Raw genomic sequence first — 16,531 nt, forward strand, 5'->3', positions numbered from 1 at the left:
GCATGGTGAAGTGCCTGGTCTGGGATCTCGACGACACGCTGTGGGACGGCGTCGTGCTGGAGGGCGACGAGCCGGTGCCGTTCCCCGCCGCCGTACGCACGCTGCACGCCCTGGACCGGCGCGGCGTCCTGCACGCCGTGGCCAGCCGGGGCGAGCGTGCCGCCGCCACCGCCCACCTGGCCGCGCACGGCCTGCTCGACCTGTTCACCCGGGTCGAGGTGGGCTGGGGCGCCAAGTCCCTCGCGGTCACCCGGATCGCCGCCGACCTGGGCATCGGCCTGGACACCGTCGCGTTCGTCGACAACGACCCGGTGGAGCGCGCCGAGGTGGCCGCCGCGCTGCCGGTCGTGCGCTGCCACCCGGCCGACGCCGTCGCCGAACTGCCGGCGCTGCCCGAGTTCGCCCACGAGTTCGTCACCGAGGAGTCCCGGCAGCGCCGCCAGCTCTACCGGACCGACGAGCGACGCCGGGCCGCCGAGGCCACGCATGCCGGGCCGCCCGCGGACTTCCTCGCCTCGCTCGGCCTGGTGCTGGAGGTGCGCCGGGCCGGCCCGGCCGACCTCGCCCGCGCGCACGAGCTGACCGTACGCACCCACCAGCTGAACACCACCGGAGTCACGTTCAGCCTGGCGGAGCTGCGCGCGCTGTGCGCGTCGCCGCGGCACGAGGTGCTGGTGGCGCGGCTGCGGGACAGGTTCGGCTCCTACGGCACGGTCGGGCTGGCCGTCACCGAGCTGCGGCCGGCCGCGACCGTACTGCGGCTGCTGCTGATGTCGTGCCGGGTGCTGTCCCGCGGCGCCGGCGCGGCCCTGCTCGACCACCTCGTGCACACCGCGCTCGCCGCGGGCCGGCGGCCGGTGGCGGAGTTCGTGCCCACCGCGGTCAACCGGCAGATGCTGGTCACGCTGCGCTTCGCCGGCTTCGCCGTCGAGGACGACGCGGGCGACCGGTGGACGCTCGCGATCGACCCGGCCCGGCCGCCGGCCGCGCGGGCACACCCGGTGCGGGTGGTGACGGCGTGAGCGGGCACAGCGGACGGATCATCAGGCGCGGCGAGGGGGGAGCATGAGCGGAACCGTCGGGGTGGTCGGCGCCGGCACGATGGGGCTCGGCATCGCCCAGTGCCTGGCCGAGGGCGGTTACGACGTGGTCGTGGTCGACCCGACGCTCGGGTCGGCGACCGGGGTGGCGGCGGCGGTGGACCGGCTGCGTACCGGGCTGCGGCAGGCCCGACTGCTGGCCCCGCACCGCGTGGGCGAGCCGGTGGCCCGGGTGACCGAGCGGATCAGCTGGGCCGACCGGACCGCCGGGCTCGACCGGGCCGGGTACGTGATCGAGTGCGCGCCGGAACGCATCCCGCTCAAGGAACGGATCTTCGGCGAGCTGGATGCCGTCTGTCCACCCTCGACCGTGCTCGCGTCGGTCACCTCCGCCATCCCCATCGACCGGCTCGCCGCCAGCACCCGCCGGCCGGACCGGGTGGTCGGGACGCACTTCATGAACCCCGCGCCCCTCAGGGACTCCGTCGAGGTGGTGCGGGCGCCACGGACCAGCGCGGACGCTCTCCAGCGCACCCTCGACCTGCTCGCCGCGATCGGCAAGACCGGCATCGTGGTCGCCGACGGGCCGGGCTTCGTGATCAACCGCGTGTTGATGCTCACCGTGAACGAGGCCGCCGAGGTCGTCGGTCAGGGCACCGCCGACGCCGCGACCGTCGACCGGGTCTTCCAGGAGTGCCTCGGCCACGCGACGGGTCCGCTGCGTACCGCCGACCTGATCGGCCTGGACACCGTCGTCGACACGCTCCTGGTGCTGCTCGAGTGCACCGGTGACCCCCGCTTCCGGCCCGGGCGCACACTGCGGGAACTGGTGGACGCGGGCCGGTACGGGCGCAAGAGCGGCAGCGGTTTCCACCAGTACCCGCGGCCGGTCGCGACCGCCGCCACCTGACCACCGCCGGGATCCGCGTCCAGCCTCCCGCACGGCTGGCCGGGTCAGCCTGGGGTGAGGACGCAGAACTCGTTGCCTTCCGGGTCGGCGAGGACCGTCCACGGGACATCGCGGTCCAGGTCGACGGCGGTGGCGCCGAGATTCCGCAGTCTGGCCGCCTCGGCCGCCGGGTCGTCACCCGGGTACGGGCGGACGTCGAGGTGGACGCGGTTCCACCCGGTCTTCACGTCGGGTGTGCGGAGGAACCGCAGGTAGGGGCCGACGTCCTTGGCGGAGCGCAGCACCGCCTCGTGGTCGGTCACCTCGTGCAGGGCCCAGTCCATGGCCTCGCCCCAGAACCGCGCCATGGCTCGCGGATCCGCGCAGTCGACCACCACCGCGGCGATCGGTCCGGTGTCGTGGTGGAGCGGTCGGGGGTCCAGCACGCAGAACTCGTTGCCCTCCGGGTCGGCCAGGACCGTCCACGGGACGTCGCCCTGGCCCACGTCGGCAGGTGTCGCGCCGAGCTCCTTCAGGCGCGCGACCACCTCGGCCTGGTGGGCTGCCGAGGTGGTGGCGAGGTCGACGTGCACGCGGTTCTTCACCGTCTTGGGTTCCGGGGAGACGATGAGGTCGATGCAGACCGCGACGGGGTCGGGGTAGACGAAGCCCTCGGGTTCGAGGTTGGTCACGCCGGGCCCCTCGCTGGAGACTCCCCAGCCGAGCGCCTCCGCCCAGAAACCGCCAAGCGCGGAGTCGTCCCGGGCCTTCATGTTGATCTGCACGAGCCGCGTCGCCACACCGGCAATGCTAGGGCCCGTCGAGTCGACGGTCGTGCCCGTACCGGGTGATCGTTCGGCGTGTCATCCCGGTGCCGGCTGGCGCACACCCCCTAAAGCGTCCTAGGACATTGGTTCCACGGTGGAGTCCTGGACCGGTCAGGCGCGCCGGCGGGCGTTGAGCCGGGCGGCCTGGCGCGTCAGGTGGTCCCGTTCGGCGAGGTTGGGCGCCTTCCGGGCCGCTTCGGCGTACAGCCGTGCCGCCGTCGCCAGGTCACCGTCGCGCTCGTGCAGGTACGCCGCCACCGCCGCGTGGCGGGGCAGCGAGTCGTCCAGCGCCACGAGCGCCGCCAGGCCGGCGCGCGGCCCGTCGGCCTCGCCGACGGCCACCGCGCGGTTGAGCCGGACGACCGGGCTGTCGGTCAGGCGCACGAGCTCGTCGTACCACTCGACGATCTGCACCCAGTCGGTCTCCCCGGCGGTGGGCGCGTCGGCGTGCAGCGCCGCGACGGCTGCCTGGGCCTGGAACTCGCCCAGCCGGTCGCGGGCGAGGGCGGCCTGCAGGATCTCGACGCCCTCGGCGATCGAGGTGGTGTCCCACCGGCTGCGGTCCTGCGCGGCGAGCGGCACCAGGCTGCCGTCGGGCGCGCTCCGGGCGGCGCGCCGGGCGTGGTGCAACAGCATGAGGGCGAGCAGCCCCGCCACCTCGGGATGGTCGATCGCCGCCGCGAGCTGCCGGGTGAGCCGGATGGCCTCGGCGGCGAGGTCGACATCGCCGGAGTAGCCCTCGTTGAAGACCAGGTACAGGACGCGCAGTACGGTCGCGACGTCGCCGGGCTGGTTGAACCGCACGCCGGAGACGGTGCGTTTGGCCCGGCTGATGCGTTGCGCCATGGTCGCCTCGGGCACCAGGTACGCCTGGGCGATCTGGCGGGTGGTCAGCCCGCCGACGGCACGCAGCGTGAGCGCGACCGCCGACGCCGGCGTCAGCGACGGGTGGGCGCACAGGAAGTAGAGCTGGAGCGTGTCGTCCACCGTGGGCGTGGGCCCGGGCGCGGGCTCCTCGTCGACGAGGTCCTCACGCCGACGGCGGGCGGCGTCCGCCCGCGTCGCGTCGAGGAACCGACGCCAGGCCACGGTGACCAGCCAGGCCTTCGGGTCGCGCGGCGGGTCGGCCGGCCAGGTGCGCACCGCCTCGACCAGCGCGTCCTGTACGGCATCCTCGGCCGCCGCGAAGTCAGCTCCGCGGCGGACGAGGATCCCGAGCACGCCGGGCGTGAGGCTCCGGAGCAGGGCCTCCTGCATCAGGTCACTCCGTGATGGTGGGCGGCGCGGTCAGGAACGGGCGCAGCTCGAGCCACTCGTGGATCGGCTTCCCGCCCGCCCCGGGGGCGGCCGACAGCTCCCCGGCCAGCTCGACGGCGCGCTCGTAGCTGTCGACGTCGATCACCATCCAGCCGGCGATGAGGTCCTTGGTCTCGGCGAACGGGCCGTCGGTGACCGGCGGGCGCCCCTCGCCGTCGTACCGGACGAACGTCCCCTCGGGGGCGAGCGCCTGACCGTCGACGAACTCGCCGGTCCCCTCGAGCCGGGTCGCGAAGTCCTGCATGTACTGCACGTGCGCCGAGATCTCCTCCGGCGTCCACTGGTCCATGGGTACGTCGTTGACCCCGGCCGGTGCGCCCCGGTAGTGCTTGAGCAGCAGGTACTTGGCCATCGTGTTTCCCCTCTCGGTGCGGGTGCGAACCCATTCTGATCGCGTCCACCACGGGGACGGAGCCGGTCCCGGGTTCTCGACATCGCCGTCCGGATATTTCTGGGTCGATCTCGCACCCGGGCCCGGAGCGCCCGGGGTTCTCCGGGCCGGAGGAGCCTTGCGCGAGCGTCACACGGAAACTATGTTATCGATAACATCGATGCTTTCCCATGGCTTGTCGGGCGGTCGCGCGGTCGTTCCGACCGCCGCGCCCGTGGCACGCACCACCCGTCCCGCACCTCTTCCCCGACGTCACGCCCGCCCCGGCGACGGCGTGCCGCCGGGCCCTTCGGCCGGCCGGACCACCCGCCGACGGCTGGCCCGTCCTGACTCGGCCGGTCCCACAACCAGCACCCGAAAGCACCCGGAGGCCTCGATGCCCACTCCCTTCCTCAACCGTCGACTCCTGCTCAGGTCCGCCGGCGTGGTCGCCGTCGCCACCACCGGCGGGCCCGTCCTCGGCGCCGTCGCCGGCGGCGGCGTGGCGAGCGCCGCCCTGCCCCCGGCCCGGTCCGACATCGGCGTCTCCGCCTACGCGTTCGAGCCCGGCCAGGTCCGGCTGTCGGCGAGCCGCTGGCAGGAGAACCAGAGCCGCACGCTGACCTACCTGCGGTTCGTCGACGTCGACCGGTTGCTCTACAACTTCCGCGCCAACCACCGCCTCTCCACGGCCGGCGCCGCGCCGACCGGCGGCTGGGACGCCCCGACGTTTCCGTTCCGCACCCACATGCAGGGGCACTTCCTGACCGCCTGGGCCCACGCCTGGGCGGTGCTCGGGGACGCCACCTGCCGGGACAAGGCCAACCGCATGGTGGCGGAGCTGGCCAAGTGCCAGGCCAACAACGCCGCCGCCGGCTTCAACGCCGGATACCTGTCCGGCTTTCCGGAGTCGGACTTCACCGCGCTGGAGGCGCGGACGCTGGGCAACGGCAACGTGCCGTACTACTGCGTCCACAAGACGCTCGCCGGGCTGCTCGACGTCTGGCGTCTCGTCGGCAACACCCAGGCCCGCGACGTGCTGCTGGCGCTCGCCGGCTGGGTCGACTGGCGCACCGCCCGGCTCACCACCGCCCAGATGCAGGCCATGCTGGGCACCGAGTTCGGCGGCATGAACGCCGTCCTGACGGACCTGTACCAGCAGACCGGCACCGCCCGATGGCTCGCCGCCGCCCAGCGGTTCGACCACGACGCCGTGTTCAACCCCCTCGCCGCCAACTCCGACCAGCTCAACGGGCTGCACGCCAACACGCAGGTGCCGAAGTGGATCGGCGCGGCCCGGGAGTTCAAGGCCACCGGCACCACCCGGTACCGGGACATCGCCAGCAACGCGTGGAACATCACCGTCGACGCGCACAGCTACGTGATCGGCGGCAACAGCCAGGCCGAGCACTTCCGCTCCCCCGACGCCATCGCCGGGTACCTGCGCACCGACACCTGCGAGGCCTGCAACACCTACAACATGCTGAAGCTGACCCGGGAGCTGTGGCTGCTGGACCCGAACCGGGCCGCCTACTTCGACTTCTACGAGCGGGCGCTGCTCAACCACATGATCGGCCAGCAGAACCCGGCCGACGACCACGGCCACGTCACCTACTTCACGCCGCTGAACCCGGGCGGCCGGCGCGGGGTCGGTCCGGCGTGGGGCGGGGGCACCTGGAGCACCGACTACGACTCGTTCTGGTGCTGCCAGGGCACCGGTCTGGAAACCAACACCACGCTGGCGGACTCCATCTACTTCCACGACGGCACCACGTTGACGGTGAACCTGTTCATGCCATCGGTACTCACCTGGACGCAGCGCGGGATCACGGTCACCCAGACCACCTCGTACCCGGTCAGCGACACCACCACCCTGACCGTGACCGGCCCGGCCGGCGGAGCGTGGACGATGCGGATCCGGATCCCCGGATGGACCAGCGGCGCCAGCGTCAGCGTCAACGGCACGCCGCAGAACATCGCCACGACCCCCGGCAGCTACGCCAGTCTCACCCGCTCCTGGGCCTCCGGCGACGTGGTCACGGTCCGGCTGCCGATGCGGGTCGTCATGTCCGCCGCCAACGACAACGCCGCGGTGCAGGCCGTCACGTACGGCCCGGTGGTGCTGTCCGGCAACTACGGCAACACCGCCCTGAGCGGGCTGCCCACGCTGAGCACCGGTTCGATCACGCGGACCAGCACCAGCGCCCTCGCGTTCACCGCCGTCGCCAACGGCGCCACGGTCGCCCTCGGGCCGTTCCACGACGCGCACGGGCACAACTACACCGTCTACTGGAGCGTCGCCGGCAACGGCGGCGGCGCCGCGAGCTTCCGCCTGGTCAACGCGGCCAGCGGCCTGGTGCTCGGCATCCGGGACATGTCCACCGCCGACGGCGGCCTCGCCCTCCAGTGGGGCGACACCGGCACCGCCGACCACGACTGGCAGCTCCTGCCCGGTGGGTCGACGGTCCGGCTGCGCAACGTCCACAGCGGCAAGGTGCTCGGCGTGGAGAACATGTCCACCGCCGACAACGCGCGCGTCCTCCAGTGGGCCGACAACGGCACCGCCGACCACGACTGGACGCCCGTCGACGTGGGCGACGGCACGCACAAGCTGCGCAACGCGCACACCGGCAAGCTGCTCGCCATCTCCGGCGCCGCCACCGTCCAGGGCGCCCAGGCGGTGCAGGACCAGGACAACGGCAGCCTGGACAACCAGTGGCGGTTCGTGCCCAACGGCGCCCGCCGGATCCAGAACCTCGCCAGCGGGCTCGTGCTCGGGGTGCGGGACATGTCCACCGCCGACGGCGGCCTCGTCATCCAGTGGGGTGACACCGGCACCGCCGACCACCTGTGGACCGCGATCGTGGACACCGGCGGCTATCTGCGGCTGCGCAACTCGCACAGTGGCAGGGTGCTCGGGGTCGAGGGCGGCGCCAGCGCCGCCGGCGCCCGGATCGTGCAGTGGGCCGACAACGGCGCGAACGACCACCGGTGGCGAGTGCGGTACGGCGGCAACGGCTACTTCCGCGTCCAGTGCGCCAACGGCGGCCGGGTCCTGGGGGTGAGCGGCGGCTCCGGCAGCCAGGGCGCGCAGATCGTCCTCGGCACCGACAGCGGAGCGGCCGACCAGCGTTGGCGGTTCGTCTGAGCCGTGTCGCGAGGACCTCCACCCGGCCCTAACGGCGCGGTGGCGCTCCGACGCTGCGGCGGGCGACCAGGCTCGGTGCGACCGTCTGCCGAAGCGGGCCGACGACCTGCGACGACTCGATCTGGGCGAGCAGCAGGTCCAGGCTCGCCCGGGCGACGGCGGCGAAGTCGGGCCGCACGGTGGTCAGCGGCGGGATGAAGTACGCCGCCTCGGGCACGTCGTCGAAGCCGACCACGCTGATGTCGTCCGGCACCCGCAGGCCGTGCTCGTGCAGCGCCCGCAGCACGCCCAGCGCCAAGTGGTCGTTGGCGGTGAACACCGCGGTGACCTCCGGCATCCGGGCGAGCATCTGCCCGCACCGGTAGCCGGCCGCCGCGGACCAGTCCGCCGGGATCAGCGGCGGCGCCTCGGCTCCCGCCGACCGCAGGGCCTCCCGCCACCCCTCGATCCGGCCCGCGCTGTCGAACCAGTCGGGCGGGCCGGACACGTGCCAGACCGTCCGGTGCCCGGCGTCGAGGAGGTGCTGCGTGGCGGCCCGGGCACCGGCGACCTGGTCGACCGTCACCAGCGGGATCGGCCGCCGCGGGTCGCCGTCGACGGTGACCAGGGGTACGTCCTTCGGCAGCCGTCCGAGCGCCTCCCCGGCCGACTCGACAGGCGCGATCACCACGATGCCGGCGACCCGGTGCGCGAGGTGCCGCTCCACCGCCGCGGAGATGGACTGGTGGTCGAGGTCGCTCACGCTGCCGACGCTGACCGCGAAACCCGCCTCGGCGGCCGCCTGCTCCAGGGCGGTCAGCAGCGACGCCGGGCCGAAGAGGGTGGTGTTCTGCGCGACCACGCCGATCACCTGGGACCGGCCGGTGACCAGCGCCCGCGCCGCACGGTTGGGCCGGTAGCCCAGCTCGGTGATCGCCGCCTGGACGCGCAGCCGGGTCTGCTCGCGTACGTTGGGGTGCCCGTTGAGGACCCGGGACACCGTCTGGTGGGAGACGCCTGCGAGGCGAGCCACGTCCGTCATCGCGGGACTGCGCACGGCCACCTCACTTCCCCCGCCTGCCCGTCGACGATCGCACACGTCGGCGTCGACGGGAGCGGCCATCGTGTTGCTGCCTCCGCCACGGCGACGTGTGCCGGGTGACCGGTGGAAACGCCGACAGTCTACGCCAGTTGTCCCGTCGGCCAGGGTGCGGCTGAGCCGGCACACCAGACGGGACTACCGGCGGCGCGCGCTCGGGGCGGGAGCGGTTTCCGATGGTTCCCCGCACCCGCCCCGGAGCATTCGCCGGACGATCCTCAGGCTCTCGTACGCCTGGGAACGGTGCCCGGTGTCATGGTGTCGTCAGGGTGAACCGGCGCACCGTCACCTGGCCGCCCAACGACTGGGTGGCGTAGTTGAAGATGCCGAACCGGTATCCCATGAAGAACTGCCAGGCGTTGTTGAGGGTCAGGGCGTTGCCCAGCGGAACGAACGTGACCCCGTCGGTGCTGTACGAGAACCTCGCCTGGCGCCCCGAGCCGGGCCGGATGTCGGCGTTGGCGCGCAACCAGATCCGCCCGCCGGACACCGGTGCGCTGGCGATCTCGGTGCCGGTGCCGGTGGTGTTCCAGTTGTCGGTACCCATGGTCAGGCCGTTGGTCATGACCACCCGCGTGGCCCCGTTGTCGCGCTTGACGCCGATCCACGCCGAGGTGTCGCGCAGCATCGCCAGCCCGGTCCGGTCACCGTCGCGCATCGTGGAGTAGTCCAGTTCGATGGTGCCCGTCGAGGTCGGACCCTGGATCCGGTGGGTCACCGTGTTGCGCGCCCGGTAGAGGTCGTTGGTCACCGTCGCGGTCTGCAGGCGCAGCCCGTTCTCCACCGACCACCGGCTGTTGTCCGGGTTGTGGTTCCACTCGTACTGGACGCCGAGGGTGGTGCCGGGGAAGGTGTCGGTCCCGGTGAGCGGCTTGACCGGACGCGACGGCAGCGGGTTGGGGTAGTTGACGCCCCAGGCGCCGTTGACCGTCTGCACCTGGGGCCAGCCGTCGCTGGTCCAGGTGATGGGGGCCAGCGTCGGCATCCGGCCACCGGGGTACGCGTCGGTGAACGCCATGTAGTACCAGCCGCCGTTCTGGGTCTGCACCAGTCCGCCCTGGTGCGGCACCCCACCGCCGGAGATCGGACCCGGCATGTTGAGCAGCACCTGCCGCTGCTCGTACGGGCCGAACGGGCCGTTTGTCGACTTCAGCACGTACTGGCCGTTGGCCGGGCGGGTGAGCCAGATGTAGTAGGCGCCGTTGCGCTTGTAGAAGCGCGCTCCCTCCAGCGTGCCGATGCTCGACGGTGTCTGGTACACCTGCTGGGCCCGCACCTGGTTGCGTCCGTCCGGCGACAACTGGGCCACGCTGATCGTGCCGTTGCCGTACGCGACGTACATGGTGTCGTTGTCGTCGACGAGCATCCCGGCGTCGTAGTAGCAGTTGGGGATGGTGGCGTGGCGGCTCCACGTGCCGTCGACGGCGGACGCGGTGTAGATGTGCGTCTGGGCGAAGTCGATGCAGCCGGCCCAGTAGAAGGTGCGGTTGCTCGGCCGGTAGTTCAGCGTGGAGGCCCAGATGCCGTCGACGTACCCGTGGCCGCCGTTGGCCAGGTCGTACTTCGGGCCGAAGTCCAGCCGGGGCACCGAGTGCCCGGCGAACTCCCAGTTCACCAGGTCCCACGACCGCAGCACGGGGGCGCCGGGCGAGTAGTGCATGGTGGAGGCCGACATGTAGTAGACATCGCCGACCCGGATGATGTCGACGTCGGCGAAGTCCTGCCAGACCACCGGGTTGGTGAAGGTGCCGCCGGGGTTGCCGCTGTCGCCGACGCGGACCAGCTGCCACTGCTGATGGCCACCGTTGAAGTCGTCGTACTGCACGATGTTGCCGCCGTCAGCGGTGGAGGCGTTCTGCACCTCGACCACCTTGTTCGAGTTCCGGTTGATCAACCGCACGTACCCGTCGGCTGAGTCCGCCAGCCGGAACTGCTGGTTCGTCCCGTTGCCGTCGCTCCACTGCACGATGCTGGCGCCGTTGGCCGTGGAGAAGTTGTAGACGTCGAGCACCTTGCCCGAGTGGCGGGACTTCAACCGGTAGTACCCGCCGCCGGAGTCGACGAACTGCCACTGCTGCCCGTTGCCGTTGTTGCGCGACCACTGCGTGATCCGCGCCCCGTCGTTCGTGGCCCCGTTGTACAGGTCCAGCACCTTGCCACTGTTGCGGTTCACCAACACGTACCACGCGTTGGTGTCCACCGTCGCCGCCGAAGCCGGCCCCGGAGACACCGCGACGAGCCCGCTCGCCGCGAGCACCGCGACCACCGCGGCCGAGACACGCGACAACCAACCACGCCGTCGGGGCACAGCCCGCGAGGGCCCACCAATGGCAACCATGATCCTCCTTCGAGAGCGCTGACACGATCCGGATTCCGTCGGGGGCGTCACCCGGGCGCCCGCGGCCACCGCGGCGATCATTCGTCCCGGATGTGATCGCTCACAGATTCGGCCACCGTCATGACGCGCAGAGTCGCACGACCCCGGCAAGGAGGTCTTCGGCCGGCATGCCCTTGGAGGCCGATCGCCCCATCCATCGACTGTGAGCGATAACATGGCGTTCGTCAAGACGTCACGCATGAGGCGGGACAGCGACCGGAACGCCGACGGGGGGCCCTCCCGGGGCACGGGAGGACCACCCGGGATCACCGACGGAATCGGCCAGCGGGCCAGGTCGAGGGCGCGCTGGTGGTTGCCCTCCTGCGCGGGTCAGAACCCCCGGGCGAGGCGGTAGTAGGCCTGGTTCCACCGGATCTCGTCGGCGAAGCGGCGTGGCTCGGTGTGCTCGTCGATGACGACCAGCTCCGTGCGTACCATCTCGGCCAGGTCGTGCAGCTCCTCCACGCCCACCGCCTGGGACAGCACGGTGTGGTGCGGGGCGCCGGCGGTGATCCAGGCCTCCGCCGAGCCGGCCAGGTGCGGGCGGGGCCGCCACACGGCCCGCGCGACCGGCAGCCGGCGCAGCGGGTGCGGCGGCGCCACCACGTCGACCTCGTTGGCCACCAGGCGGAAGCGCTCCCCCATGTCCGCGAGGCCGAGCACCACCGCCGGGCCGGGCGCGGCGTCGAACACCAGCCTGACCGGGTCCTCGCGGCCGCCGATGCTCAACGGGTGGACCTCGACCTTCGGGGTGTCACCGGCGATCGTCGGGCAGACCTCGAGCATGTGGGCGCCGAGCACCAGCTCGTCGCCCGGCGTGAGGTCGTAGGTGTAGTCCTCCATGAAGGACGTCCCACCCTCGACGCCGACCGCCATCGACTTGAGCGTGTGCACCAGCACCGAGGTCTTCCAGTCGCCCTCGCCGCCGAAGCCGTAGCCGTCGGCCATGAGTCGCTGCACGGCGATGCCGGGCAGTTGGCGCAGGCCGCCGAGGTCCTCGAAGTTGGTGGTGAAGGCCCGGAAGCCGCCCTCGTCGAGGAACGCGCGCAGGCCGAGTTCGAGGCGCGCGGCGTAGCGCAGCGAGTCGTGGCGCGCCCCGCCGGGCCGCAGCTGCGGGTCGACCCTGAAGGTGTCGTCGTACTCCTTGACCAGGTCGTCGATCTGCGCGTCGGCCACCTGGTCGACGACCGCGACGAGGTCGTTGACGCCGTACGTGTTGACCGAGACGCCGAAGCGCAGCTCCGCCTCGACCTTGTCGCCCTCGGTCACGGCGACGTCGCGCATGTTGTCGCCGAAGCGGGCCAGCCGCAGCGACCGCATCGCCGAGTAGCCGAGCGCGGCCCGGGCCCAGGCGCCGACCCGGGCGGTCACCCGGGGGTCGCTGACGTGCCCGGCGACGGTCTTGCGGGCGACGCCGAGCCGGGTCTGGATGAAGCCGAACTCGCGGTCGCCGTGCGCGGCCTGGTTGAGGTTCATGAAGTCCATGTCGATCTCGTCCCAGGGCAGCAGGACGTTGGCCTGGGTGTGCAGGTGCAGCAGCGGCGTCCGCAGGGCGTCCAGGCCGGCGATCCACATCTTGGCCGGTGAGAAGGTGTGCATCCAGGCGATCACCCCGACCACACCCTGCGCGGCGGCGTCCCGACAGGCCTTGAGGATGTCGGCGCTGGAGGTCAGGACCGGCTTCCAGACCACCCGGACGGGGATCCCCGGCGCGTCGTCGAGCTGCGCGGCGATCTGCCGGGACTGCTCGGCGACCTGCCGGAGGGTGTCCTCGCCGTACAGGCCCTGACTTCCGGTGAGGAACCAGACCTCGGGTTGGGGGTGCGTTGCCATGCAGTTGCCTTCCGCGAGATGGGCGGTCACTTGAAGCGGATGCCGATGAGGCGCTGGAGGAGGATGAAGGCGAAGAGCAGGCCACCGATCACGATCCTCGTCCACCAGGAGTTGAGGCTCCCGTCGAAGGTGATCAGGGTCTGGATCACGCCCAGCACCAGCACGCCCAGCACGGTGCCGAAGACGTAGCCGGACCCGCCGGTGAGCACGGTGCCGCCGATGACGACGGCCGCGATCACGTCCAGCTCCATGCCGATGGCGATCAGCGGTGCGCCGGAGAGCGTGTAGAACGACAGCAGGATGCCGCCGATGGCCGAGCAGAGCCCGCTGACCGTGTAGACGGCGATCCGGGTACGCCCCACCGGCAGGCCCATCAGCAGCGCCGACTGGGGGTTGCCGCCGATCGCGTACACGGTGCGGCCGAAACGGGTGTACGCCAGCACGTACGCGGCGACGAGCACCACCGCGAACGCGATCAGCACGATGATCGACACGAAGTTGCCGCGCGGGTCGCCGATGCGCTCCTGGGAGACGGCCGTCCAGAAGCCGTCGGTGATGGGGATGGACGCGTCGCTGATGAACGTGCACATGCCCCGGGCGAAGAACATCCCGGCGAGGGTGACGATGAACGGCTGGATCTCGAAGAAATGGATCGCGCACCCCATCAGGAACCCGAGCGTCGGGCCGATCAGCAGCGCGACGACCAGCACCAGGGCCGCGGGCAACCCGTCCTGGAGCAGTGACGCCGACACCATGGCGGTCATCGCGACGACGGAGCCGACCGACAGGTCGATGCCGCCGGTCAGGATCACGAAGGTCATGCCGACCGCGACGACCAGCAGGAAGCCGTTGTCGATGAAGACGTTGAAGACGACCTGGACGTTGGAGAACGCCCGGTACTGGGACACGCCGACGCCGTACATGACCAGCAGCAGGGCGAGGGTGGCCAGGACCGGGACGTGCCGCCGGGGCACCCCGGGTCGCCACGCGCGGCCGGTGGTCAGTGACGTGCTGCTCATGCCGGCACCTGCTCCTTCTCCCGCCGCGGTGCCGTGGGCCCGGGCGTGGTTCCGCGACGGCGACGGCTGAACCGGGCCCGGAACGCCGGCGCCTGGATGAGGCACACGGCGATGACGACGACCGCCTTGAACAGCAGGGCCGTCTGCGGCGAGATGTTCATGGCGTACACCGAGGTGGTCAGGGTCTGGATGATCAGCGCGCCGAGGATGGTGCCGCCGAGGGAGAACCGGCCACCGGCGAGTGCGGTGCCGCCGATGACCACCGCGAGGATCGCGTCGAGTTCCACCCAGAGGCCGGCGGCGTTGCCGTCGGCGCTGGACACGTTCGCCGTCATCATGAACCCGGCGATCGCGGCGCAGGCGGCGCTGACCACGTACACGAGGAAGACGACGCGGCTGGACCGGATGCCGGCCAGCCGGCTCGCCTCGGCGTTGCCCCCGACCGACTCGACGATCAGGCCGAGCGCGGTACGCCGGGTGAACGCGGCGATGAGCAGGGCCGCCGCGAGCGCGATGAAGACGGCCAGCGGCAGGGTCAGGAAGTGCCCGAGCCCGATCGCCCGGTACGGCCCGGAGTTGATCGTGATGATCTGGCCCTCGGTGACCAGTTGCGCGAGCCCTCGGCCGGCCACCATGAGGATCAGCGTGGCGATGATGGGCTGGATGCCGATGACGGCGACCAGCACCCCGTTCCAGGCACCGAGCGCGAGCGCGGCGCCGAAGGCCAGCGCGAGCGCCGTGAGCACGGTCGCCGGGCTGGTCTGGTCGGGCGCCTCGCTGATGTGGAGGCAGGCGATGGCGCCGCTGATGGCACAGAGCGATCCGACGGAGAGGTCGATGCCGCCGGTGGCGATGACGAGGGTCATGCCCAGCGCCACCAGCATCAGCGGTGCGCTCAGCCGGAGGATGTCGACCGGGGTGCCGTAGAGGTGCCCGTTCTTGACCTCGATGGAGAGGAAGCCGGGCCGGTAGATCGTGTTGGCCAGGATCATGACCACCAGCACGAGCGCCGGCCAGAACAGGCGGTGGCCGGTCAGCGGGCGGAGGCGGTCGGCGACGACGTTCACCGGATCACCTCCGCACCGGTGGTGCCGCTGGCGATGGTCCGCATGACGCGGTCGGCGTCGAGGGTGTCGTCGTTGTCGAGTTGGGCGACCATCGTCCGGTCACGCATCACGGCGACGCGGTGGCTCAGCCGCAGCACCTCCTCCAGCTCGGCGGAGATGAACAGCACCGCCATGCCGTCGTCGGAGAGCTGGACCACCAGTTTCTGGATCTCGGCCTTCGCGCCGACGTCGATCCCCCGGGTGGGCTCGTCGAGGATCAGCAGGCGCGGCTCGGTGATGAGCCAGCGGGCCAGGAGCACCTTCTGCTGGTTGCCGCCGGAGAGGTTGCGCACCGGCAGGTCCGGGTTCGCCGGCCGGATACTGAGCGCCCGGATGTACTTCTCGACCAGCTCGTCCTGCCGGCGGCGGGGAATCGGCCGTAGCCAGCCGCGTGCCGCCTGCATCGCGAGGATCATGTTCTCCCGCACCGACAGCTCGGGGACGACCCCCTCCGCGCGGCGGTTCTCGGAGCAGAACCCGACGCCTCGGTCGATGGCCTGGACCGGGTTGCGCACCTGCGTCCCGCCGCCGTCGACGACGACCGTGCCGTGGTCGGCGCGATCGGCACCGAACAGCAACCGTGCCACCTCGGTGCGGCCGGAGCCGAGCAGGCCGGCGAGCCCGACCACCTCGCCGGCGTGGATCCGCAGGCTGAAGGGGGCGACCGCGCCCTTGCGGCCCAGCTCCGACGCGTCCACCAGCGGGGCCGCGTCGGACCGGACGGCGGCGGTCCGCTTCTGCTGCTCGTCGAGGCGCTCCAGGACGTCGAGCTCCTTGCCGATCATCTTCTCGACGAGGCTGAGCTGGGGCAGCTCCCCGGTCCGGTACTCCCCCACCAGGGCGCCGTTGCGCAGCACCGTGATGCGGTCGGCGATGCCGTAGACCTGGTCGAGGAAGTGCGTCACGAAGAGGATGCCGATGCCCTCGTCGCGCAGCTGCCGCATGATCCGGAAGAGCTGCGCGACCTCACCGGCGTCCAGGCTGGAGGTCGGCTCGTCGAGGATCAGCACCCGGGCCCGCACGTCGATCGCCCGGGCGATGGCGACCATCTGCTGCACCGCCAGGGAGTACGTGCCGAGCTGCGCGGTGACGTCGATGTCGAGGTCCAGCCGGGCCAGGAGTGCCCGCGCCCGCCGCCGCATCTCGCCCCAGCGGATCGCGCCGAGACGACGGGGCTCCCGACCGATGAAGATGTTCTCCGCCACGGACAGGTTGGTGCAGAGGTTGACCTCCTGGTAGACGGTGCTCACCCCGGAGGCCGACGCCTGCATCGGGCCGGTGAAGGCGACCTGCTCGCCGTCGAGGACGACGGTGCCCTCGTCGAGGGCGTGGACGCCGGTCAACACCTTGATCAGGGTCGACTTGCCGGCACCGTTCTCGCCCATCAGGGCGTGGACCTCGCCCGGGAACAGCCGGAAGTCGACGTCGTGGAGCGCGCGTACCCCGGGGAAGGTCTTGCTGATCCCGGTCATGGTCAGGACCGGACGGCTATCCGTCATCCCATCGGACCTCTTCTGGATGGTGTCG

12 protein-coding genes are annotated in these 16,531 nt (G+C 71.7%); 3 read left to right on the top strand and 9 right to left on the bottom strand.

The window, feature by feature from the left end:
• Positions 1–2 precede the first annotated feature (2 nt).
• Positions 3–1,022 (top strand): HAD-IIIC family phosphatase, encoded by a 1,020-nt coding sequence (locus tag RM555_RS16060; protein ID WP_311412585.1) that lies wholly within the window; start codon positions 3–5, stop codon positions 1,020–1,022.
• Positions 1,023–1,065: 43 nt separating this feature from the next.
• Positions 1,066–1,950, top strand: a complete 885-nt coding sequence (locus RM555_RS16065) for a 3-hydroxyacyl-CoA dehydrogenase family protein (RefSeq protein WP_311412498.1) — start codon at positions 1,066–1,068, stop codon at positions 1,948–1,950.
• A gap of 44 nt (positions 1,951–1,994) precedes the next feature.
• Here RM555_RS16065 and RM555_RS16070 read toward each other — a convergent pair whose 3' ends face one another.
• The 3 genes from RM555_RS16070 to RM555_RS16080 form a co-directional block, all read right to left on the bottom strand.
• A complete protein-coding gene (locus tag RM555_RS16070; RefSeq protein ID WP_311412499.1) occupies positions 1,995–2,729 on the bottom strand; it encodes a VOC family protein in 735 nt (244 codons plus the stop codon).
• A gap of 138 nt (positions 2,730–2,867) precedes the next feature.
• A complete protein-coding gene (locus tag RM555_RS16075) occupies positions 2,868–4,013 on the bottom strand; it encodes an RNA polymerase sigma factor (RefSeq protein ID WP_311412500.1) in 1,146 nt (381 codons plus the stop codon).
• Positions 4,014–4,017: 4 nt separating this feature from the next.
• Positions 4,018–4,425 carry a YciI family protein gene (locus RM555_RS16080; protein ID WP_151452857.1) on the bottom strand — a complete coding sequence of 136 codons (408 nt, stop codon included), beginning with the start codon at positions 4,423–4,425 and terminating at the stop codon, positions 4,018–4,020.
• A gap of 415 nt (positions 4,426–4,840) precedes the next feature.
• Here RM555_RS16080 and RM555_RS16085 point away from each other — a divergent pair, with 415 nt between their 5' ends.
• Entirely contained in the window at positions 4,841–7,591 is a 2,751-nt protein-coding gene (locus tag RM555_RS16085; protein WP_311412501.1) for a beta-L-arabinofuranosidase domain-containing protein, read from the top strand.
• Between the two features lie 28 nt (positions 7,592–7,619).
• Here RM555_RS16085 and RM555_RS16090 read toward each other — a convergent pair whose 3' ends face one another.
• The 6 genes from RM555_RS16090 to RM555_RS16115 all read right to left on the bottom strand — a co-directional run bounded on the left by RM555_RS16090 (position 7,620) and on the right by RM555_RS16115 (position 16,503).
• A complete protein-coding gene (locus tag RM555_RS16090) occupies positions 7,620–8,612 on the bottom strand; it encodes a LacI family DNA-binding transcriptional regulator (protein WP_311412502.1) in 993 nt (330 codons plus the stop codon).
• 310 nt (positions 8,613–8,922) lie between these two features.
• The gene (locus tag RM555_RS16095; RefSeq protein WP_311412503.1) at positions 8,923–11,007 is read right to left on the bottom strand and encodes an RICIN domain-containing protein; all 2,085 of its coding nucleotides are present in this window, start codon (positions 11,005–11,007) and stop codon (positions 8,923–8,925) included.
• Between the two features lie 369 nt (positions 11,008–11,376).
• Complete coding sequence (gene araA, locus RM555_RS16100) at positions 11,377–12,879, bottom strand: L-arabinose isomerase (protein ID WP_311412504.1); 1,503 nt, start codon at positions 12,877–12,879, stop codon at positions 11,377–11,379.
• A gap of 26 nt (positions 12,880–12,905) precedes the next feature.
• The gene (yjfF, locus tag RM555_RS16105; RefSeq protein WP_311412505.1) at positions 12,906–13,898 is read right to left on the bottom strand and encodes a galactofuranose ABC transporter, permease protein YjfF; all 993 of its coding nucleotides are present in this window, start codon (positions 13,896–13,898) and stop codon (positions 12,906–12,908) included.
• A complete protein-coding gene (locus RM555_RS16110) occupies positions 13,895–14,965 on the bottom strand; it encodes an ABC transporter permease (RefSeq protein WP_311412506.1) in 1,071 nt (356 codons plus the stop codon). Before RM555_RS16110 ends, yjfF begins: the two co-directional genes overlap by 4 nt.
• On the bottom strand, positions 14,962–16,503 hold the full coding sequence (locus RM555_RS16115; protein ID WP_311412507.1) for a sugar ABC transporter ATP-binding protein: 1,542 nt from the start codon (positions 16,501–16,503) through the stop codon (positions 14,962–14,964). The genes RM555_RS16110 and RM555_RS16115 overlap by 4 nt, the downstream gene beginning before the upstream one ends.
• Between the last annotated feature and the right edge of the window lie 28 nt (positions 16,504–16,531).

The organism is Micromonospora reichwaldensis, from assembly GCF_031845925.1.
GTDB lineage: Bacteria > Actinomycetota > Actinomycetes > Mycobacteriales > Micromonosporaceae > Micromonospora > Micromonospora reichwaldensis.